Origin of the sequence: Nocardioides sp. (genome assembly GCF_036405735.1) — a bacterium.
Classification (GTDB): Bacteria; Actinomycetota; Actinomycetes; order Propionibacteriales; family Nocardioidaceae; genus Nocardioides.
Genome location: NZ_DASWXC010000096.1, coordinates 87404 through 107832, shown reverse-complemented (window position 1 = coordinate 107832; position 20429 = coordinate 87404). Strand labels below are relative to the sequence as shown.

The following is a 20429-nucleotide window of genomic DNA, read 5'->3' as shown; positions in this document are numbered from 1 at the left end:
CCGGGCCCGATCCTGACGCATCCGGCCCGGCCCCCGGGCGCTCTCACGCCGCCCGCGCCGTAGGGCCCGATCAGGCTGCGCTGCTCCCGCCCACGTCGAGGCTGGGCACCGTCCACTCCGGCGCCCCCGGCGCCGGAGTAGGAGCGTCGCTCCCGCTCTCGGTCCCGCGCGTGCCGTCGTCGTGCTCGGACGTCGGTGCGGGCTGCTCCTCCCCCGCCGGCCGCTCGTTGCGGGCCAGCCGGGTCGTGCCGCGGTTGAGGTCGTGCCCGACGAAGGTGGCGTCGATCTCCAGGTTGGTGCGCTCCTGGCCGTCGTCGGCCCGCCAGGTCGAGACGTTGAGGCGGCCGGACACGGCGACACCGTCGCCCTTGGTGAGCGAGCGCGCGACGTTCTCGGCCATCCCCCGCCACGCGTTGACGGTGTACCACTGCGTCGGGGCGTCGACCCACTGCTGCGTGCGGCGGTTGAAGTAGCGCGGCGTGCAGCCGAGGCGGAAGGTGGCGACCTCGCTGTCGCCGGCCCGGCGCAGCGAGACGGCTCCACCCACGAAGCCCTGCACGGTGATCTGGGTGTCGTTCATGGTCCACTCCTGGATCGGTCCTCGGGCCCGGCGGGCCCGTTCGGGATCCGACCCTGCTGGCGACGACCGACGCTGCGGCGCGGGACCTGCGGAGGCTGTGGAGTCCGACGGACCCGGCCGCCCCTGTGGACCGAAAGCGGTCCGGGGCTACGTCAGGGCACGGGTGAGGCCGGTGCGGACCTCGGAGTACGCCGCCAGCTCCGCCTCGACCGGAGCCACCACCAACTCCCGGGCGACCTCCTCGACCGCGCTGCGCAGCCGGTGGTCGGCTCGCGCCGCACGCGACCGCGCGGTGGCGGCGACGAGGAAGCGGCACACGATGGCCAGCACGATGCCCAGCGCGACGCCGCCCACCCCGAGCAGGATGGGAAGCGCGATGCCGCCGACCTGCGGCGTCCGGTCGGCGTCGTCGAGGGACCCGGAGAAGAAGGCGGCGAGCGTCCAGACGCCGCCCGCGACGGCCGCCAGGATGAGCAGCCACTGCAGCACCCGGACCAGCCCCGCCCAGACGGGCAGCTTCGCGGCGCCGAGGTCGACCGAGCCGAGGGCGCCGTCGAGCCGGTCGCCGAGGTCGTCGACCCGGGAGACCGACGCGCGCCGGATGGACTCCTGCCAGGGGGTGCCGAGGCCCGCCGAGGCGTCGTCGGCCAGAGCCCGCACCTCACTGTCGACCCGGGCACGCTGCACGGCGGTGGGCTCGGGCACCGACGTGCGGGCCCGTCCGGTGAGTTCCTTGCCGGCCGAGCCGAGGTCGAGGTGGAGGCGCTTGAGCGGGTCGGGCTTGAGGGAGGAGATCCACGAGACCAGCGGCCACCCGGTCGCCCGCCCGGCTCGCATCGTGGTGGCGCGGTGCACGGCGTCCACGATCGTGGGCACCCCCGCAGCCTCGGCCAGCGCGTCGTCGAGAGCCTCGATCCGGCCGGCGGCCAGCGAGCGAGGCTTGGCGGTGCCGGAGACCGCCTCCAGACGCCCGGCGACCCCCTTGATGTCGGCCTCGAGCCGCGCCTTGGTCGCCTTCTTCTCAGCCACGCGGCGCGCGATCTCGGTCCGCAGCTCCTCCACGCCCCAGCCCTTCTTGGCGCTGAGGGGGATCACCGGCACCTGGTGCAGCCCGTCGGCGTCGAGCAGGCGGCGTACGTCGGCCACCATCGCCTCACGCCGCTCCTCAGGCACGGTGTCGATGTGGTTGAGGACGACGACCATGACCTCCTCGTGCGTGCGCAGCGGCTGGAGGTAGCGGTCGTGGATCGCGGCATCGGCGTACTTCTGCGGGTCCAGGACCCACACCAGCATGTCGACGAGGACCACGAGCCGGTCAACCTCGAGGTGGTGCGACACCTCGGTCGAGTCGTGGTCGGGCAGGTCGAGCAGCACGACGCCGTCGAGGTCGTTGCTCTCGCGGCGGGTGTCGAGCATCGAGTCGCGGGTGGTCTGGTGCCGGTCCGGGATGCCGAGCCACTCCAGCAACTCGCGCGCACCCTGGGTCCCCCACACGCAGGCGGTGGCCCACGACGTGGTGGGCCGTCGCACGCCGACCGCGGAGAGCTCGAGCCCGGTGAGCGCGTTGAACGTCGAGGACTTGCCCGACCCGGTGGCGCCGGCGATGCCGACCACGGTGTGCTCGGCCGAGAGGCGCAGCCGGCCGCCGGCCCGCTCGACGATGGTCCGGGCCTCGCCGACCAGCTCCTCGTCGAAGCGGCCCTCGGCCGCGGCGACGGCCGCCGCGAGTCCGTCGAGGCGCTCCCCGATGTCGGACCCCTGGGTGACGAGGCCCTTGACGCCGTTCATCGCGCCGTGGAGGAGGGAAGTCATGTCGTCAGCCTAGGAGTTGCCGAGCTGGGCCGCGAAGCGGGCGTCGTCGACGCGGCGTGCAGCCTGCCGGATCTTCTCGGCCGCAGCGGGATCGACCGCAAGCCCGTCGAGGACGGCGTCGAAGCGGGCCTGTTCGTCGGCGAACAGCGCCCGCAGGCGCAGCTCGAGTGAGGTACGGGCGCGCTCGGACAGCCGCCGGACGGCCTGGTCGCCGAACACCGCCTCGAGCAGCTTCTGCCCCAGCACGGCGGAGCCGCCCGCGATGCCGACCTCGGCACCCGCCAGGGCACCGCCGGTGCTCGCGAAGACCACCACCATCAGCGCCACGGAGAGGCCGTTGACGCCGAAGGCCAGGAACCGGGCCGTGGCACGCTTGTCGTCCCCCTCGGTGCGGACCATGTCGAGCACGTCCTGCTGCCAGTCGCGCACCGCCCGCTCCGCCTTGCGGCGCAGGTCGCGTGAGGCCCGGCCCAGATCACCGGGGGCGGCGTCGACCAGCCCGCGGCCGGCCTCGACCTGCAGCCACGCCTGCTCGGCCCGCTCCGCGGCGTGCTCGGCGTGCTCGAGGATCAGCAGCTCCAGGCCCGACTCCACGGCCACCTGCACCTGCTCGGCCTGCTGGGGCTTGCCCTTGACGGCGTTGACGAGCTTGTCGCGCAGCCGGCCCACGCGGTTCTCCAACGAGCGCAGCAGCTCGCCGGTGCCGACGAACTCCTGCCACCGGGCCAGCACCTCGCCGCGCAGCATGGTGCCGTCGGCGGTCGCGGCGAGCACGCCGCGCAGGCCCTCGTCGTACGCCGTCGCCGCGTCGCGGCGCAGCCGCTCCACCACGTCGGCCTGGGACGCCGCGGCGTCGGCGACGGGGTACGCCGTGCGGGACAGCGACCGGATCGCGCCGTCCAGCGTCTGCTGCACGACCGCCTGCCGGGCCACGGTGTCGGCGGCGAGCATGTCGAGCCAGCCCCGCACCTCCGCGACGCTGCCGGCCGGCAGCAGGCCCTCCTCGCTGACGGGACCCTCGTGCACGATGAACAGCGGGCTGTCCTTGAGCCCACGCGAGGCCAGCATCCGGGCGAGGTGGGTGGCCACCGTCTGTACGGCGTCGGCCGGGGTGCGGTCGAGCACGACCGCGACGGCGGTGGACCGTTCGGCGGCCTGCTTGAGGAAGCCCCACGGCACCTGGTCGGCGTAGCGCGCCGCCGAGGTGACGAAGATCCACAGGTCGGCGGCGGCGAGCAGCTGGGCCGCGAGGAGCCGGTTCTGCTCCTCCACCGAGTCCACGTCGGGGGCGTCGAGGATGGCCAGGCCCTGCGGGACGTTCTCGGACGCGACCAGCTGCAGCGCCTTCGGGTCGTCGGTGCTGTGCGCGACCCGCTCCAGCTCCGGCAGCAGCCGGTCCTGGCCGAACCACTGGGCGTCGGCGGGGTGGTGCACCAGGACGGGTGAGCGCGTGGTCGGCCGCAGCAGGCCGGGGGTGGTGACGCGGGTGCCGATCAGCGAGTTGACCAGCGTCGACTTGCCGGCGCCGGTGGACCCGCCGACCACAGCGAGCAGGGGCGCGTCGATCGTCATCATCCGGGGGATGACGTAGTCCTCCAGCTGCGAGACCAGGTCTCCGCGGGCGGCACGCTCGCCGGCCACGCCGGGCAGGTCGAGCGGAAGCGTCAGCTCCTGCAGCGCTTGGTGCAGCCGCACGAGCGCGGTCACCATGCGCGTGCTGGCGTCACTGCCCGAGCCGGGCGGGGTCGTCATCTGGTGGGCACCACCTGTCCGGGGAATGCGATGATCGGCCTGACCCTACCGATTCTGGAGACATACTCCTGCCCCCGGACCGCAAAGTCGGGCGGCGGAGTGCCGCGCAGGTAGCGGTGGTGGAGGAATCCGAGCTCGATCACCGCCTGCTGGTACTCCCGCATCGCGTCCTCGGCGGCGGGCCCGGCGAGCTGGCGGGCGTGGGCCCGCGCCCGGTGGCGGGCACGGAGGTCGACGACCCACCCGATGTCGGTGGCCGGCAGCAGGCCGCGGGCCGCGGCGTCACCGAGCGCGGCGCTCAGCATCCGCCGCTCGGCCGCGCGCGTCCACACGGCCAGCGCCCCGATCGCGCACAGCGCCGGCAGCATCAGCAGGGCATAGACGGTCACGAACCCCCCGTACCCGAAGACGGTGGAGGAGTTCCACAGCGCGTGGGTGAGCACGGCGCCGACGTACCCCACCAGCGGCAGCAGCGTGCGCGCCGACCGCGATCGGGAGTTGACCGCGATGCCCGCCGCGACGCCGAGGAAGGCGGTGAACAGCGGATGCGCGAACGGGCTGACCAGGCAGCGGACCACGAAGGTCTGGGTGAGCGCCGTGGTGCCGCCGGGGCCGAGAACCCCCTCGGGACCGGTGCCGTCGTACGCCGCGGCGAGGTAGAGGATGTTCTCGGTGAACGCGAAGCCGATGCCGAGCATCCCGGCGTAGACGATGCCGTCCAGCACGCCGTCGAGCTCGTCGCGGCGCCACCACAGCAGCATCAGCAGGAAGGCGCCCTTGCAGGCCTCCTCGACCACCGGCGCCAGCACCGTGACCGTCGCCTGGTCGCTGAAGCCGCCGACCGCTCCGCCGACGCCCTCGAGCACGATGGCCGCGAAGCAGGCCACGATCGCGCCCCACAGCAGTCCGAGCGCCAGCAGCCCACGTGGCTCGGGCTCGTAGCGGTCGAGCCACAGGAAGCACGCGACCAGCGGCACGACCGGGACCGCGGCCAGCACCGTCGCGACCACGACCGTGGTCGGCGCGCCCGACACCACGACGATGAGCAGCATCGGGATCGCGGCGAGCGCCACGACCACGGAGACCAGGGCCGTGAAGACCACGTTGCGCCGGCGCCTGACCCCCATGGGGCGAAGCCTAGCGACGACTACAGTTGGCGCATGGCAGAGACCGAGCCGCAGCCGACGTCCGAGACCGCCCCCGCGACGGCACCCAAGACCGAGTCGCACGACCCGTCGGTGCCCGAAGCCTGGTCGCGCTTCATGCGCACCGGCTGGGGCGACCGGGAGCTCGACCTGCCGCGCCATCCTGTCGCGCCGTACGCCGCCGCGCGCCGTGCCCGGCTGGCCGCCGCCTTCCCCGGCGAGCGGCTGGTGCTGCCCGCCGGCGGCTACAAGGTCCGCGCCTACGACACCGACTACCGGTTCCGGCCCGACACCGCGCACACCTACTTCACTGGCAACCAGACCTCCGACGCGGTCCTCGTGGTCGAGCCCGACGGCTCCGCGGTGCTCTACGCCCGCCCGCGCTCCTCGCGCGACACCGACGAGTTCTTCCGCGACCGGCAGTACGGCGAGCTGTGGGCCGGCCGCCGGCCGTCCGCCAAGGAGATCGGCGACTCCCTGGGCCTGGAGGTGCGTCACGTCGACCGGCTGGCCGACGACCTGGCCGTCTCCGCGAAGACACGGGTGCACCGCGGCGTCTCGTCGTACGTCGACGGGCTCGTCGCCCCTGATGAGGCGCTCGACGCCGAGCTCGCCCGGGTCGCATCGGAGCTGCGGCTGGTCAAGGACGACTGGGAGGTCGCGCAGCTGCAGGAGGCCTGCGACATCACGACGCTCGGCTTCGAGGACGCGGTGCGGGAGTGGCCGCGCGTGCTGGAGTTCGGCGAGCGCTGGATCGAGGGCACGTTCTTCCGCCGCGCCCGCGCCATGGGCAACGACATCGGCTACGACTCGATCGTCGCGGGCGGCTCCCACGCGACGACGCTGCACTGGATCGAGAACACCGGCCCGATCGTCCCGGGCCAGCTGGTGCTGCTCGACATGGGCGTCGAGGGTCGCAACCTCTACACCGCCGACGTCACCCGCACGCTCCCGGTCTCGGGCACCTTCACGCCGCTGCAGCGCGACCTCTACGACCTCGTGCTGCGTGCCCAGGAGGCCGGGATCGCGGCGGTCCGCCCCGGCGCCGCCTTCCGGGCCGCCCACCACGCGGCCGTCGAGGTGCTCGCCCACGGGCTGGCCGACCTCGACCTGCTGCCGGTGCCGGTCGAGGAGGCGCTCGACGAGGACAGCAAGGTTTACTCCCGGTGGACGCTGCACGGGGTCAGCCACATGCTCGGCATGGACGTGCACGACTGCGGGCAGGCCTCGAAGGAGGCCTACGCCGAGGGCACGCTCGCCGAGGGCATGGTGCTGACCGTCGAGCCGGGTCTGTACTTCCAGGAGGACGACCTGCTCGTCCCCGAGGAGCTGCGGGGCATCGGGATCCGGATCGAGGACGACATCCTGGTCACCGCCGACGGCGCCTCGAACCTCTCCGCCGCCCTGCCCCGCACCTCGCGCGACGTGGAGCTGTGGATGGGCGACCTCATCGGCTGACGCTGGGCACTACGGTGCAGCCATGCACCGGGTGACCAGCAGGTACGCCGATCCGCACCGCTGTCCTGACTGCGGCTCGCCGATCGCCGGACCCACCCGGTGTCCCGCCTGCGGGCTGAGCCTGTCCGGGCCGGTGGCCCAGGAGCTGTTCACGACGCTGCAGCACGCCGACCTGCTGCTGGCCCGGCTGCGGACCGAGCCGGCCGCCGACGTCGCTGCGGTGACGACCGGACCCTCGGTGCCGACCGGGCCCGCTGCGCCGACGGGGCCGTTGCCTCGGGAGCCGCACCGCTGGAGGTGGAGCGTGCCGGTGGTGCTGCTCAGCCTCGGCGGACTGTGCCTGGCGGTCGGCGCGCTGCTGTTCGTCGCGGTCGCGTGGTACCTACTCGGACCCTCCGGCCGCACCGTCGTCCTCGTCCTGCTCACCGGCCTGGCCGCCGCCGGCACCTGGCTGGTGGCGCGACGGGGCCTGGACCTGGCGGCCGAGACGTTGGCCGCCGTCACGGCCGCCTTCCTCGCCTTCGACCTGGCCGGGGCGCGGCTGGCCGGCTGGGTCGCGACCGACTGGCAGGCCTGGCTGGTCGTCACCGGGCTGATCGTCGCCGTCGCCTGCGCCGCCGGCGCCCTCGCCCTGCGTCGGGCCGTCCCCGGACCGGTGCTGCTGCTGCCGCAGCTGGCCGGCGCGGCTGGCCTCGACGTGGCGGCGCTGAGCGCGCTCGGGTTCGGGCTTCCGGCCACGACGGGGACGGTCATCACCGTCGGCGGACTGCTCGGGCTGGTCGTGCTGCGCCGGGCCGGGCAACCGGTCGCGGTGGTCAACGCGGCGCTGGTGGCGGCCGGCGGCTGGCTCGTGCTGGCCGGAACCGGACTGGTCCGCACGGCGGACCGGCTGCCGACGCACGCCGCGGACGCGGTCCTCCCCCTCGTCCTGGCCGCCCTCGTGGCGGCCCCGCTGGCCACGCCGTCCCGGTGGGTGCCGTCGGCCCCGCTCGCGCTGCGGGTGCTGGGCGGCGTCCTCGCCGGCTGGCTGTTCCTGGTCGCCGGGAGCGCCTGGTTCGTCGACACGGTCGGGGAGGCGGTCGTCGTCGCGACTCTCGCGACGGCCCTCACCGCCACCCTGGCCCTCGCGATGCCACCGCGCGCGAGCATGGCCGGCGTCCTGCGCTGGCTGGCCACGACGCTCGCGATCGGGCCTGTCGTCGTCGCTCTGGCGTGGGTGCTCGAGCTCGGCGGCGCCGTCGGCGCCGCGACGGCGCAGGGCTCGGAGCGGGGCTGGGAGGACGGTGCCCACGACTGGCGGCGGGCGTACGACCTCTGGCTCACCGTCGACGTCGTGCCCACGTGGAGCGCGCTGGCGGGCGCAGCGGCGCTGCTCGCGGCGACCCTGACGTGGCGGCGCGCCTGGGTGCGGGCTGTGGCGCCCCTGTCCTGGCTCACGCTGGCGCTGTTGCTCGCCGCGTCGGTGGTGCTGGGCCACGTCACCTACCTGGTCGGCGTCGTGACCGTCCTGCTGGTCGCCGCGCTGGTGCAGGCCGCCGCGGTCCTCTGCGCCGTCCGGCGTCCGCCCCACCTGCTGCAGTGGGGGACGGCCAGTGGGCTGGCGGCCGCGGCGTTGCTGGTGGCGACCTACGACGCGGCCGCACTCGGCGTCACGGCGGTGCTGCTCGCCGGGGTCGCCGGGCTGACGCTGCGCCGGGGCTCCGAGTACGAGGCGCTGGGCGCGGGACTGGCGCTGCCGGCGCTGGCGGGCGTCGCCGGTGCGGCCGTGGCGGTCGCGACGGGCAGCGCCGACACCACGGCGGCGCTCGTCGGCATCGGGGGTGCGCTCGCCGTCGCCCTCTCCGTCGGTCTGCTCGGCTGGGCACGGCCGCTGACCGAGCCGGGCCGCCGGGCGTCGTACGCCGCGACGCTGGGCGTCACCCTGCTGCTGACCGTCGCGGGGGCATCGATGGGCGGAGAGCCGGACTGGACCGCCCTCGCCCTCACCGCCCAGGCCGCGGCCGGCGCGGTGCTCGGCATCCGGCACCGCAGCCGGACGATCGGCGCCGTGGCGTCCGGGTTGGGGCTGGCGGCGCTCTGGCTGCGACTGGCCGCGTCCGATGTCGCGACTCCCGAGGCCTACACGCTGCCGCTGGCCGGCGTGGTGCTGGCCTTCGGGGTCTGGGCCTTCTGGCGGGACCGGTCGACGCGGTCCATGGCCGTCCTCTCCCCCGGGCTCGGCCTGGCGCTGGCGCCCTCGCTCGTGCTCGCCCTCGGGGACCCGGTCAGCGCCCGCGCGTTGCTCGTGGGGCTCGCCTGCGCGGGCCTGGTCGTCGTCGGGGCGCTCGCCCGCTGGCAGGCGCCGCTCGCCGCCGGCGCGGTGGCCGGGGTGCTGCTCGTGCTGGCCGAGGTGGCGCCGTACGCCGTCGCGCTCAGCTGGATCACGATCAGCCTGGTCGGCCTGGTGCTGCTGGCGGCCGGCGTGGCCTGGGAGCGGCTCGCGCGTGCCGGGCGGCGCACCTGGGGCCTGCTCGCCGAGCTCCGCTAGGACTCAGCGGATCCGGACGCGCACCGGCGCGCTGACCCGGGTACCACCAGGTCCGGTCACGACGACGCGGACGACCACGGCCCGACGGGGCAGCCGAGCGCGGACGGCGTAGGAGGCGACGGCGGTGTGGGCGCTGGCCACACGGCTCCACCGCAGGCCGATCCTGCGCTGCACGACCACCCGGGTGCCGGCAGCGGCCATCCGACCGGTCCGGCCCCGGACCCGTACCGCCCGGGTCCGGCGGTCATGCCCGCGCAGCTGCGTGACGAGCAGACGCGGGACCGGGCCCGCCACGGGGGCCGCGGGGGTCGTCGCTGGGGTCGTCGCCGGCGTCGGCGGTGGGGGCACCGGGAGCGTCGGCTCCGGCGTCGACGGCTCGGGCACGGACGGCGGCGCGACCGGCACCGGCTCCGTGGTCGACTCCTCGTCCTCGGGCAGCCGGATCACGTCCGGCACGTCGCCGGTGGGGTCGAGGCTCGGGTCCTCGGTCAGGCTCGGCTCGGTCTCGGCCCGCATCGTGGCGAGCCCCTCCCGGAAGGCGAGGGATGCCTCCGGCGAGGTCCGCAGCCGCCAGTCGAGGTTGCCGACGGTGTCGAAGTAGACCAACGCCGCGAACCGGGTGTCCATGGCCAGGGTGCGGAACATGTCGCGCAGCCACAGCGCCTTGTCGCCACCCGACTCCGCGCTGCCGGTCTCGATGACCCACAGCGGCTGGGCGGCGTAGCGGCGGACCGACTCGACCGTCTCGGAGAAGATCGTGCCGAAGGACTGCCAGCTGGGGCCCAGCCCGCTGTCGCCCCAGTTGTAGCCGTCCAGGCCGACCACGTCGACGTACGCGTCGCCGGGGTAGTAGGCCGCCGGGTCGGTCTGCGCGCCATGGAGGACGTTGGGGCTCCAGACCCACCGCACGTTGTCGGCCCCGACCGCCTCGAACAGGCCGTGCACGTGGCGGAACATCTCGACGTACTCCTGCGGCGTGTTGCCGGTGACGCGGCCCCAGGGGTACCAGTTGCCGTTCATCTCGTGCCCCAGGCGGACGTAGACCGGCCGGCCGGTGTCGCGGGCGGCCGTCGCCCATGCGCGGATGTAGCCGTCGAACGCGCCCGCGACCGTCTCCCCCAGCACGTCGGTGACGGCCGGCAGGCGGTACGCCGCCTGGCTGGTGTCCCACCGCCGCGGCTCCCACGTCACCAGCGGCACGGCGCCGGCCTGGCCGATGATCGCCACCCGCTCGGCGGGGAAGGGCTTGGGGTCCCAGTCGGTGAACGTGTGGACGATCCCCGGCTGCTCGCCGGACAGCGCCGCATAGGCGGCGATACCGTCCCGGAACACCTCGCCGTTGCCGCCGACGAAGACGCCGACCGGGACATGCCGCACCGCCCCGCCCGGCGCTGGCATGGTGGCGGCCAGCACCGGAGCGGGGAGGGCGAGGAGGATCCCGAGAGCGAGCGAGGCAAGCTGGCGCATGTCTAGACCAGCCTACGGGCTCCCCCGATCAGGGCGGCCCCTCAGCGCCGGTCAGCGCCGGTCAGCGCCGCGCCCGGAACAGCACCACCTTGCCGCCGGGCGCCGACGGCGGCTCGAGTCCGGCCAGCACGTCGGTCGTGGCGTACAGGCCGCGCCGGGTCCAGTCCAGGGCGCCCGGCATCGTCACCGAGGCGTACCTGCGCACCCGCTTGGTCCCCTTCTTGATCCGCGAGATCTCGTTGCCGAAGAGCTGGGCGACCAGCACGTCCCCGCGTCCGGTGATGGCCAGTCCGGTCGGGGCGAAGAGCCCACCGACGATCTTGCGCACCCGCCCGTTGGCCGGGTTGATCCGGTAGAGCGAGCCCAGCGGCATCATCTCGCCGAGGCCACCCCCCTCGGTGGTGACGTAGAGCATCCCGTCGCGGCCACGCTCGACGTCGGTCGGGACCGACTCACCGAAGTAGGTGAGTCCGACCGCGCAGGCGGGCAGGCCCATCTGTCCGGCCAGCTCGGCCGTGATCAGCACGGGGCTGGCCGGGGTGACCGCGACGACGCGGATCCGACCGCCGTTGGTCACCGAGAGGATCGCATTCATCCCGGCGTCGGCGACGTAGGTGCGTCCGGCGACCTGGTCCGTGGCGTAGGGGTGGGAGTCCTTGAGGCCGCGGTAGACCGGCGGACCCGCCTCCTCGGTCGGCCACTGGGCGGCGCAGCTGGGGCTGATGCCGCGGGCGCCGTACGTGATCCGGCGGTCGGGGTTGCGACGGTTCTCGAAGGCCCGGATGTTCGCGATCGTGCGCGCCTTGCCGTTGCGGGTCAGCCGCTTGAGCCAGGAGTGCGTGGGCATCATCCCGCCGGCGGTCTCGGCGAAGACGACCCGGTCGCCTCGGACCGACACCGCCCCCACCTCGTTGCCACCGCGGCTGCGGTAGACGGTCCGCGGCGCCCGGCCGGGCCGGATCCGCTCGAGCGTGCCGGCGAAGTTCTGGGTGACGTACGTGGTGCCGTTCGGTGCCGCCGCCACGCTGAGCGGGCTCACCAGGCCGCTAGCGAGGGTCCGTTGCCGCGGCGCCGCCTGCGCGCTGGGTACGGCGGCCATGGCGCTGCCTGCCAGGACCGCCGCCGTCGCGACGGCGATGAGTGGATGTGTCCGCATCGTGCTGCTCCCTTGCGTTGGATTGGGTCAACCTGACCTGTCTCCGTCGTCGCGTGGCCGCTGGCGATCGGACGGCGGGAAAATCCTCACGATCGGGTAGCCGCCGCGGGCGTCTATCCTTGCCGCGGGCCGAGGTGGCCCCTCGCCCCCGTAGCTCAGCTGGATAGAGCCGTCGACTTCTAATCGACTGGTCGCAGGTTCGAGTCCTGCCGGGGGCGCTGCCGGGCGCTAGTCCCCTCAGAAGGAGCTCAGCCGCGCCAGCGGTTGGTGGCGGCGTCGTACCTCTTCGCCAGCGTCGGGTCGCCGGCGTCCAGGAGCGCCTGTGCCGCAGGGAGGGTCAGCCGCGGGTGGTCCCAGTGGACCGTCGGGTACTCCTGCGGATACAGCGCGTCGGTGCCGACACGGAGCGGCAGCGGCCCCTGGTCGGGGTCGTCGTCGAGGAACGCGACGTCGCCCTCGCGCAGCGTGCTCCAGTCCGGCTCGGCCATGCGGCCGATGGTGCCACGGACGTCCGTGAGCACGCGGCACGGGCCCAATTGAGGCGACGGGACCAGCCGTATCCGCCCGAACACAGGTCCGAATCTGCTGATAATGACCCATGACACCCAACGCGCAAGGGGAGCGCAGTAGGGGCCGCCCGGTCGAGATCGACCCGGCTCGCCTGTCCCAGGTAGCCGTGGAGCTCTTCAGTGACCGGGGCTTCGACGCGGTGAGTGCCGCCGAGGTGGCCGAGGCCGCGGAGGTCAGCCGCCGCAGCCTGTTCCGCTACTTCCCGACCAAGGCATCACTGGTCTGGGACGGCTTCCAGCACGGGATGGACGTGCTCCACGACGCACTCGCCCGCAGCGACCATGACGACCCGCGCGCGGCCGTGCTCGACGCGCTCGCCGAGGTGGCGGCGAACGCACCGGACCCCGAGGTGATCCGCATCCGGCTGCGGATCATCGCGTCCAACCAGGACCTCATCGCGTTCGGCTCCGGCTACATCCAGGAGCAGTGCCTGGTCATGCGGGACTTCCTCGTCGGTCGCGGCATGGATCTGCTCGAGGCCCGGGTAGCGGCGAACGTCGCCGCGATCGCGTCGTTCACCGGCTACCTGCACTGGGCGACCGCCACCGAGGAGCCGGCTCCACTGCCGACGGTCCGGCGGGCGCTGGACGCCGTCAGGGGTTAAACACCACCTTCACCATGCCGTCGGCCTTGTCGCGGAAGTCGGCGTAGGCGCGGGGCGCCTCGTCCAGTGGCAGGTGGTGGGTCGCGAACTGCTCCACCCCCAGCACGTCCTCGTCCTGCTCGAGCAGCGCCAGGGCGTCGTCGCTCCAGCGGCGCACGTTGGCCTGGCCCATCCGCAGCTGCACCTGCTTGTCGAACAGCTGCATCATCGGGATCGGGTCCATCGAGCCGCCGTAGACGCCGGACAACGAGACGGTCCCGCCCCGCCGGACCGCCTCGAAGGCGGTGTACAGCGCCGTCAGCCGGTCGACGCCGGCCTTCTTCATCAAGGGCTGGGCCAGGGCCGAGGGCAGCCTGGCGGTCGCCTTGTGCAACAACCGGGTGAGCGGCGCGCCGTGCGCCTCCATCCCGACCGCGTCGATGACGGCGTCGGCGCCGCGTCCGCCCGTGCGCGAGCGGACCTCCTCGGCGACGTCGTCGACCTCCTGCAGGTCGATTGTCTCGGCGCCGCGAGCTGCGACGCGGGCGAGCCGCTCCGCGACCAGGTCGACCACGATCACCCGCAGTCCGCGGTGGAGGGCGATGCGGGCCGCCATGTCGCCGATGGGGCCGGCACCGAGCACGAGCAGCGTCTCGCCGGGCGTCTCCAGGCCGGCGTACTCCACCGCCTGCCAGGCCGTGGGCACCACGTCGGAGAGGAAGACGTACCGGTCGTCGGGATGCCCGGCGGGCACCTTGATCGCGCCGTAGCCCGCGAACGGGACGCGGAGGTACTCCGCCTGCCCACCGGGGACCTGACCGTAGAGGCTGCTGTAGCCGAACAGCGACGCGCCGGTGCCGTGCTCGCGGTTCTGGGTCGTCTCGCACTGGCTCTGCAGGCCGCGGCTGCACATCCAGCAGCTGCCGCAGCTGATGTTGAACGGCACCACGACGCGATCGCCGGGCATGAGCCCCTGCACCTCGGGCCCGACGGCCTCGACGATGCCCATCGCCTCGTGCCCGACGACGTCGCCGGGCGTCATGAACGGCGACAGCGGCCCGTACAGGTGCAGGTCCGAGCCGCACAGCCCGGTGGTGGTCACCTTGATGATCGCGTCGGTCGGCTCCTCGATGACGGGGTCGGGCACGTCGACCACCGCCATCTCCTCGGGTCCCTGCCAGGTCACTGCACGCATCGTCGCTCCCACTCGTCGGTCGTCTGCTCGGTCGTCTGGTCCCGTACCCGATCCCGCGCCGCTTCCCCACCGCTCTCCCTGGGATTGAGGACGAGCACCGTGGGGAACCGCGCAGACATGCGGACGACGGCTCCGAGGGTTCTGCTCGCCCTCGTACTTCTCGTCGGGCCGCCCCTGCTCGCCGGATGCGCGCCCGGCACGCCGGACGCGGGCGCCTGGCGCGCCGACGCCAGCCGGGCCACCGGGGACGTGCGGAGCGAGGTCGCGACGGTCGGGCTGGCGCTGCGACGCCACGACGACCTGTTCGACTCCTATCTGCAGACCATGGTCGTCGACGCGGAGGAGGCCGCCGGAGCCGCCGCGGAGAAGCTGTCGGCGGTGCAGCCGCCGACAGCGGAGCTGGAGCGTCACGAGGAGGTCACCAGCACCCTGGACGATGCCGCCTCGCTGCTCTCCGAGGTCCGCATCGCCGTGGTGCGGCACGAGCCGCTCACGCCGTACGTCGGCCGGCTGACCGCGACCGCGGACGAGCTCGACGGTCTCGAGCAGCGTCTGCGCCGGCCGGCGGGGTGAGCCGGAGGTGAGGCGGACATGAAGAAGCTGCTCGGCATCGCCCTCGGCGTGCTGACCGCCATCGGCGGCTTCGTCGACATCGGCGACCTGGTCACCAACGCCCAGGTCGGCGCCCGGTTCGGCCTGTCCCTGGCGTGGGTGGTGATGCTCGGCGTGCTGGGCATCTGCGTCTTCGCGGAGATGTCGGGCCGGGTGGCGGCGGTGAGCGGACGGGCTACCTTCGACCTGGTCCGCGAGCGGCTCGGCCCGCGCATGGGCCTGCTCAACCTGGTCGGCAGCATGGGCGTCACGCTGTTGACGTTCGTCGCCGAGATCGGCGGCGTGGCGCTCGCGCTGCAGCTGGTCACCTCGGTCAACCACGTGCTGCTGGTTCCCGCCGTCGCGCTGCTGGTGTGGCTGATCCTGTGGCGGGGCCGGTTCTCGGTGATGGAGGACGTGCTGGGCCTGCTCGGCCTGGCGCTGGTCGTCTTCGCGGTCGCCCTGGTGCACCTGGGACCGGACTGGTCCGCGCTCGCCCACGAGTGGCTGACCGTCGACAAGCCGGGCGAGGAGTCGTGGTCGACCTGGGCGTTCTACGCGGTCGCCCTGTTCGGCGCGGCGATGACGCCGTACGAGGTGTTCTTCTTCTCCTCCGGCGGCGTCGAGGAGAAGTGGACCGCGAAGGACATCGGGCTGATGCGGGCCAACGTGCTCATCGGCTTCCCGCTCGGCGGGCTGCTCTCGCTGGCGATCGCCGGCAGCGCGTCGGTCGTCCTGGGCCCGGAGGGCATCACGGTCGACACGCTGGGCCAGGTCGGGATGCCGGTCGCGGAGGCGTTCGGCAAGATCGGCCTCGCGGTCGCGATCCTCGGGTTCGTCGCCGCCACCTTCGGCGCGGCCTGCGAGACTGGGCTCTCGGTGGGCTACTCCGTCGCGCAGTACTTCGGATGGCAGTGGGGCAAGTACGTCCGCCCCGACGTGGCGGCGCGGTTCCACCTCCTGCTCGGCGGCGTCACGCTGCTGGCCGTGGCGGTGCTGGTGACCTCCGTCGACCCGATCATGGTGACCGAGATGTCGGTGGTCTTCTCGGCGGTGGCGCTGCCGTTGACGTACTTCCCCATCCTCGTCGTGGCCAACGACCACGACTACATGGGCGAGCACGTCAACGGACGGCTCGCCAACGGGCTCGGCTCCTTCTACCTCGTCGTGGTGGGCGTCGCGGCGGCGCTCGCGATCCCACTGATGATCTGGACCCGGATGGGGGCATAGCGATGGGACTGCGAGGGAGCTACGACGCGGCGCTCCACCTGCTGGACCGGCAGATCGTCGACTCCGACGACCTGATGGTGGCCAAGGTCGACGACGTCGCCCTCTCCCCCGACCTGGAGATCGTGGGGCTGCTGTGCGGGCCGGCGGTCCTGCTGCCGCGGCTGGGCGGCCGGCTGGGACCGAAGGTGAAGGACTTCTGGGAGCGGATGGCGCCCGAGCAGGCCGACCGCTCGACACCGTGCTTCATCCCCGTCGACGCGATCGCCGAGGTCGGCAGCGAGGTCCGCCTCAACCGGGTGCGCCAGCACCTCCTGGTGCGGCACGAGCCGCCCGGCCACCGGCTCGGCGACCTGCTGGGCCTGCCGGTGCGGGGCGGCGGCCGCTCGCTGGGGCGCGTGATCGACGTCCGGGTCCGCGAGGGACGCCGGGTCGACGGCCTGGTGGTCGGCCGCGGCGGGCCGGGCTCCCTGCTCGGCTACGACCGGCGGCGCGACCAGGGTCCGTGGCTGGTCGGTGCGGTCGTACGGTGGCGGCACCGCCACACCGGGTACGTCGGCCGCGCCGACGTCCTCAGCATCGACTGGGGCCACGGGGTGGAGGTGAGCGTCGCCGGGCTCGGCGATCTGCCGCCGACGACGTAAAGTCGCGGGATGCGCCTCGGTTCCGCCGCCCTCGTCGCCGTCCTGGCCCTGCTGGCTGGGCTGGCTGGGCCGGCCGGTGCCGCTCCCGCGCCGGCCGACGCCCCGGGTCGGCCTCCGGCAGCGGCGGCCGGGCACCACCTGATGATGGACACCGCCTCGGCGCCCTCACCCTCTGTGATGGCCACCTGGCAGGCTGCGGAGTCGAAATCGCCGTACCGCGCCATCGGGGTCTACGTGCCCGTCGCCCCCGGCACCGACAACCGCCACGACAAGGTGCAGACGCACCTGTCGCCGGAGTGGGTGCGCACCGTGCGCTCGCGCGGCTGGCAGGTGCTGCCGATCTACGTCGGCCAGCAGGCCGCCTGCCAGTCCGACCGGTTCCACCGGATGAGCGCCGACGCCGGGACGGCATGGAGTCAGGGCGTGGCCGCGGCGACGTACGCCGCCGACGCGGTCTACGACCTCGGCATCCCCGCCTCCGCGCCGGTCGCCTTCGACCTGGAGGCCTACCCGACCGGCAACGCCCGCTGCACCGCGGCGGCGCAGTCGTTCGCCGCCGGCTGGACCTCGCGGCTGCACCAGCTGGGCCGGCTGTCGGCCTTCTACGGCTCGCGCAGCTCGACGATCACCGACATCACGAACGCGCACGCCGCCGATCCCGCCTACCCCGAGCCCGACGTCATCTGGGTCGCCACTGACAGCGGCCAGGCCAACACCACGTTCAGCGTGCCGCAGGACGGGCTGTGGCCCGGACGCAGGATCAACCAGTTCACGCTCGGCGTCACCCGCACCTACGGCGGCGTCTCGATCAACATCGACGAGAACGCCGTCCAGGACACCGTCTGGTCGCTGCCACCGGCCGACAGCGCCGCGCCGCGGTTCGTCGCTCCCGCGCCGCCGAGCGCCACGAAGCGCAAGCGGGTGCGCATCAGCTGGCGCGCCGCCGACGCGGCCGGCGTCGCCTTCTACCAGGTGCGCGTCCGGCACGCCGCTCCCGGCCGGGCGCTTGGTCGCTGGAAGCAGCCGCGCGAGCTGCGCCGCACCCGCACGCTGGGCCGGACCTTCCCGCTGCGCCCGGGCGAGCAGTGGTGCGTCAGCGTCCGCGCGGTCGACCGGGCCGGCAACCGCAGCGCGTGGGAGCTGCGCTGCACCGCTCGGTTCGCCGACGACCGGTCGCTGCGGGCCGGGCCGGCCGCCGCGCGGATGGGCGGCGGCTACCTGGGCACCCGCACCGTCGTGCGCCGCCCCGGCGTCACCCTGCGTGGCTCCCGGGTCGCCGGGTCGCGGGTCACCGTGCTGATGCGGGGCCGCGGCACGCTGGCGGTCCTCATCGGCGGCCGCCGGGTCGGCACGGTGGACGGTCATGGAGCAGTGCGGCTCGACCTGCCGCGCGCCTTCCGCGGCCGGATCGTGCTGCGCTCGCTGAGCCGCGCGAAGGTCGTCGTCGACGGCTACGCGGTCACGCCGTAGTCGCGGCGGCGTAGGCGTCGATCTCCTGACGCAGCCGGGTCCTGACGTCCTCGGGCGCGAACGACGCCTCGACCGCGGCCCGGGCGAGCTCGGCGACACCCGCCTCGTCGAGCTCGAGCAGGTCGGCGGCGACGGCGTACTCCCGACTCAGGCTGGTGTTGAACATCGGCGGGTCGTCGGAGTTGATCGTGACCGTCACGCCGGCCTCGACGAAGGTCCGCAGCGGGTGCTCCTCGAGCGTCGCGACGGCGCGGGTGGCCAGGTTCGACGACGGGCAGACCTCCAGGGCGATGCCGGTCTCGGCGAGGTGCTCCAGCAGGGTGAAGTCCCGGGCGGCCGACGTGCCGTGCCCGATCCGCTCCGCGCCGAGCAGCTCCAGCGCGTCCCAGATCGTCTCGGGACCGGTGGTCTCCCCCGCGTGGGGGACGCTGCGCAGCCCGCTCGCGATCGCGGCCTCGAAGTGGCGCTGGAACTGCGGGCGCGGCACTCCGATCTCCGGGCCGCCCAGCCCGAACCCGACCAGCCCCTCGGGCCGGTGGTCGAGGGCGTAGGAGAGTGTCGCGTCGGCGGCGGGCAGACCGCTCTCGCCCGGGATGTCGTAGATCCAGCGCAGCACGATGCCGAAGTCGCGCTCGGCCGAGACGCGCGCGTCCTCGATCGCCTCGGTGTAGCCCTCGATCGGGACGCCCGCGAGGACGGAGGTGTACGGCGTGCAGGTGAGCTCGGCGTACCGCACCTGCTGTCCGGTGGCCATCTCGCGGGCGATCTCGTAGGTGAGGTAGCCGATGTCCTCCGGGGTGCGGATCAACCCGACGACGGCCAGGTAGACCTCGATGAAGTGCGCGAAGTCGCGGAACTCGTAGAACCGCCGCAGCTCGTCGAGGTCGCTCGGCACGGTCCCCGGGTGACGGGCCGCGAGCTCGCTGACGATCCGCGGCGAGGCCGATCCGACGTGGTGGACGTGCAGCTCGGCCTTCGGAAGGCCGGCGATGAAGGAGTCGAGATCAGCCACGCACGGGACTCTACGAGCCGGGTCAGCGCACCGCGGCGAGCAGGTTCTCGGCGAGCTCGTCCACGGTCCGTCCGTCGGTGAACTCCTTGCCGTCGAGCAGCAAGGTGGGAGTGCTCATCACACCCGCGTCCTGCGCCGCCTCGGTCACCTCATCGGCCCAGATGCCGGCCTGGGCGGTCTCCAACGTGTCGCGGAGCTGCTGCTCGTCCGCGCCGGCCTCCACGGCCAGCGCGACCAGCTCGTCGCGGCCCGGGAACTCGCGGCCGCTCTCCGAGGGCTGTTGCTCGAAGAGCAGGTCGTGCAGCCGCTGGGCGACGGCGTCGTCGCCCTGGCGCCGGACCACCTCGTAGACCAGCAGCGCCTCGCGGGAGTAGTCGTGGTCGAGGAGCTGGAAGGCCCGGTACTCCACCTGCACCCGGCCCGCCTGGGCCAGCTCGGCCAGCTCCGCGCTGGTCTGCCGCTCGAGCTCGCCGCAGTAGGGGCAGAGGAAGTCCTCGTAGACCACGACCCGGTGGTCGGCGTCGTCGGGGCCGATGACCAGACCGACCGCCGGCGCGCCGGCGGCCTCGGTCACCGGGTCGTCCTGCCGGCTGCTGGCGACGTAGCCGGCCACGACGGCCAGCACCAGCACGATCGCGGCGACCGCACCGATCCTCAGGTTGCGGCGGCGGGTGTCGTGCGGGGCGGGGGTCATGCGAGGGCTCCTTGGTCAGCGTGGGGATCAGCGTGGGGGTCGGGCTGGGGGTCGGGCTCGGGAGTACGCCGGAACAGGCGGGCGTCCAGCGACCACCGGCCGCCATCCCGCCAGGCCAGCAGCAGCGAGGCCGCGAGGAGGACGACGTCGCGGGCGATCTCCCAGGGGTACTTGTCGGCGGCGTCCGGGTCGAAGCCGCCGCCACCGAAGCAGCCGCAGTCGATGAGGATGCCGCGCTGCCACACCGAGGCGATGCCGATGACGAAGGCACCGAAAAGCACCGCCGAGACGGCTGCCGAGGCGCGGGTGAGCACGCCGAGCAGCAGCGCGACCCCCACCACGATCTCCAGGCTGGGCAGCAGGTGGCCGACCACCTCGGCGACGTCGCCGGGCAGCAGCTGGTAGGCGCGGACGGCCAGCACGGCGCCGTACGGGTCGGTGATCTTGACGGCGCCGGCCCACACCCACAGCACGCCGAGGGCGGCGCGGATCGCGAGGAGCAGCCAGGACGTCACGCGGCCGAACGTAGGGCGTCGTCCTGAGCGC

18 protein-coding genes and 1 tRNA gene are annotated in these 20429 nt (G+C 73.8%); 8 read left to right on the top strand and 11 right to left on the bottom strand.

What is annotated here, in order from left to right:
* Window positions 1-70 precede the first annotated feature (70 nt).
* From VGE38_RS16030 to VGE38_RS16015, 4 genes are all read right to left on the bottom strand, one after another.
* Window positions 71-580, bottom strand: coding sequence for a single-stranded DNA-binding protein (locus VGE38_RS16030; protein ID WP_331143554.1), 510 nt, complete (start codon window positions 578-580; stop codon window positions 71-73).
* Window positions 581-727: 147 nt separating this feature from the next.
* Entirely contained in the window at window positions 728-2392 is a 1665-nt protein-coding gene (locus VGE38_RS16025; RefSeq protein ID WP_331143553.1) for a GTP-binding protein, read from the bottom strand.
* Window positions 2393-2401: 9 nt separating this feature from the next.
* Window positions 2402-4144, bottom strand: coding sequence for a dynamin family protein (locus VGE38_RS16020; protein ID WP_331143552.1), 1743 nt, complete (start codon window positions 4142-4144; stop codon window positions 2402-2404).
* Complete coding sequence (locus VGE38_RS16015; protein ID WP_331143551.1) at window positions 4141-5271, bottom strand: PrsW family intramembrane metalloprotease; 1131 nt, start codon at window positions 5269-5271, stop codon at window positions 4141-4143. Before VGE38_RS16015 ends, VGE38_RS16020 begins: the two co-directional genes overlap by 4 nt.
* Before the next feature lie 33 nt (window positions 5272-5304).
* Between VGE38_RS16015 and VGE38_RS16010 the strand changes: the two genes are divergently transcribed.
* Window positions 5305-6747 (top strand): aminopeptidase P family protein, encoded by a 1443-nt coding sequence (locus VGE38_RS16010; protein ID WP_331143550.1) that lies wholly within the window; start codon window positions 5305-5307, stop codon window positions 6745-6747.
* 22 nt (window positions 6748-6769) lie between these two features.
* Entirely contained in the window at window positions 6770-9274 is a 2505-nt protein-coding gene (locus VGE38_RS16005) for an SCO7613 C-terminal domain-containing membrane protein (protein WP_331143549.1), read from the top strand.
* Between the two features lie 3 nt (window positions 9275-9277).
* On the opposite strand, the gene VGE38_RS16000 is transcribed toward VGE38_RS16005, so the two are convergent.
* Window positions 9278-10741: a glycoside hydrolase family 26 protein gene (locus VGE38_RS16000; protein WP_331143548.1), complete on the bottom strand. Its 1464-nt coding sequence runs from the start codon at window positions 10739-10741 to the stop codon at window positions 9278-9280.
* Between the two features lie 61 nt (window positions 10742-10802).
* A complete protein-coding gene (locus VGE38_RS15995) occupies window positions 10803-11897 on the bottom strand; it encodes a ScyD/ScyE family protein (protein ID WP_331143547.1) in 1095 nt (364 codons plus the stop codon).
* A gap of 144 nt (window positions 11898-12041) precedes the next feature.
* On the opposite strand from VGE38_RS15995, the gene VGE38_RS15990 reads away from it, so the two are divergent.
* A tRNA-Arg gene (locus VGE38_RS15990) sits at window positions 12042-12115 on the top strand.
* Window positions 12116-12145: 30 nt separating this feature from the next.
* On the opposite strand, the gene VGE38_RS15985 is transcribed toward VGE38_RS15990, so the two are convergent.
* Window positions 12146-12385 carry a hypothetical protein gene (locus tag VGE38_RS15985; protein WP_331143546.1) on the bottom strand — a complete coding sequence of 80 codons (240 nt, stop codon included), beginning with the start codon at window positions 12383-12385 and terminating at the stop codon, window positions 12146-12148.
* Window positions 12386-12495: 110 nt separating this feature from the next.
* On the opposite strand from VGE38_RS15985, the gene VGE38_RS15980 reads away from it, so the two are divergent.
* Window positions 12496-13071, top strand: coding sequence for a TetR family transcriptional regulator (locus tag VGE38_RS15980; RefSeq protein ID WP_331143545.1), 576 nt, complete (start codon window positions 12496-12498; stop codon window positions 13069-13071).
* Here VGE38_RS15980 and VGE38_RS15975 read toward each other — a convergent pair.
* A complete protein-coding gene (locus VGE38_RS15975) occupies window positions 13061-14245 on the bottom strand; it encodes an alcohol dehydrogenase catalytic domain-containing protein (RefSeq protein WP_331143544.1) in 1185 nt (394 codons plus the stop codon). The genes VGE38_RS15980 and VGE38_RS15975 overlap by 11 nt on opposite strands.
* Window positions 14246-14344: 99 nt before the next feature.
* Between VGE38_RS15975 and VGE38_RS15970 the strand changes: the two genes are divergently transcribed.
* Genes VGE38_RS15970 through VGE38_RS15955 form a run of 4 tightly spaced genes read left to right on the top strand, consistent with a single transcriptional unit; the run spans window position 14345 to window position 18177 of the window.
* Window positions 14345-14818 (top strand): hypothetical protein, encoded by a 474-nt coding sequence (locus VGE38_RS15970; protein ID WP_331143543.1) that lies wholly within the window; start codon window positions 14345-14347, stop codon window positions 14816-14818.
* An 18-nt stretch (window positions 14819-14836) separates the two neighbouring features.
* On the top strand, window positions 14837-16066 hold the full coding sequence (locus tag VGE38_RS15965; protein WP_331143542.1) for an NRAMP family divalent metal transporter: 1230 nt from the start codon (window positions 14837-14839) through the stop codon (window positions 16064-16066).
* Window positions 16067-16068: 2 nt separating this feature from the next.
* Window positions 16069-16707, top strand: coding sequence for a hypothetical protein (locus tag VGE38_RS15960; RefSeq protein ID WP_331143541.1), 639 nt, complete (start codon window positions 16069-16071; stop codon window positions 16705-16707).
* A 9-nt stretch (window positions 16708-16716) separates the two neighbouring features.
* Window positions 16717-18177: a glycoside hydrolase domain-containing protein gene (locus tag VGE38_RS15955; protein WP_331143540.1), complete on the top strand. Its 1461-nt coding sequence runs from the start codon at window positions 16717-16719 to the stop codon at window positions 18175-18177.
* Here the strand turns inward: VGE38_RS15955 and VGE38_RS15950 are convergent.
* From VGE38_RS15950 to VGE38_RS15940, 3 genes are read right to left on the bottom strand one after another with little or no spacing between them, the layout of a single operon-like run.
* Window positions 18167-19189, bottom strand: coding sequence for an adenosine deaminase (locus VGE38_RS15950; RefSeq protein ID WP_331143539.1), 1023 nt, complete (start codon window positions 19187-19189; stop codon window positions 18167-18169). The two genes, VGE38_RS15955 and VGE38_RS15950, sit on opposite strands and share 11 nt — an antisense overlap.
* A 22-nt stretch (window positions 19190-19211) precedes the next feature.
* Window positions 19212-19883 (bottom strand): DsbA family protein, encoded by a 672-nt coding sequence (locus VGE38_RS15945; protein WP_331143538.1) that lies wholly within the window; start codon window positions 19881-19883, stop codon window positions 19212-19214.
* On the bottom strand, window positions 19880-20398 hold the full coding sequence (locus VGE38_RS15940; protein ID WP_331143537.1) for a DoxX family protein: 519 nt from the start codon (window positions 20396-20398) through the stop codon (window positions 19880-19882). The genes VGE38_RS15945 and VGE38_RS15940 overlap by 4 nt, the downstream gene beginning before the upstream one ends.
* Window positions 20399-20429: the final 31 nt, after the last annotated feature.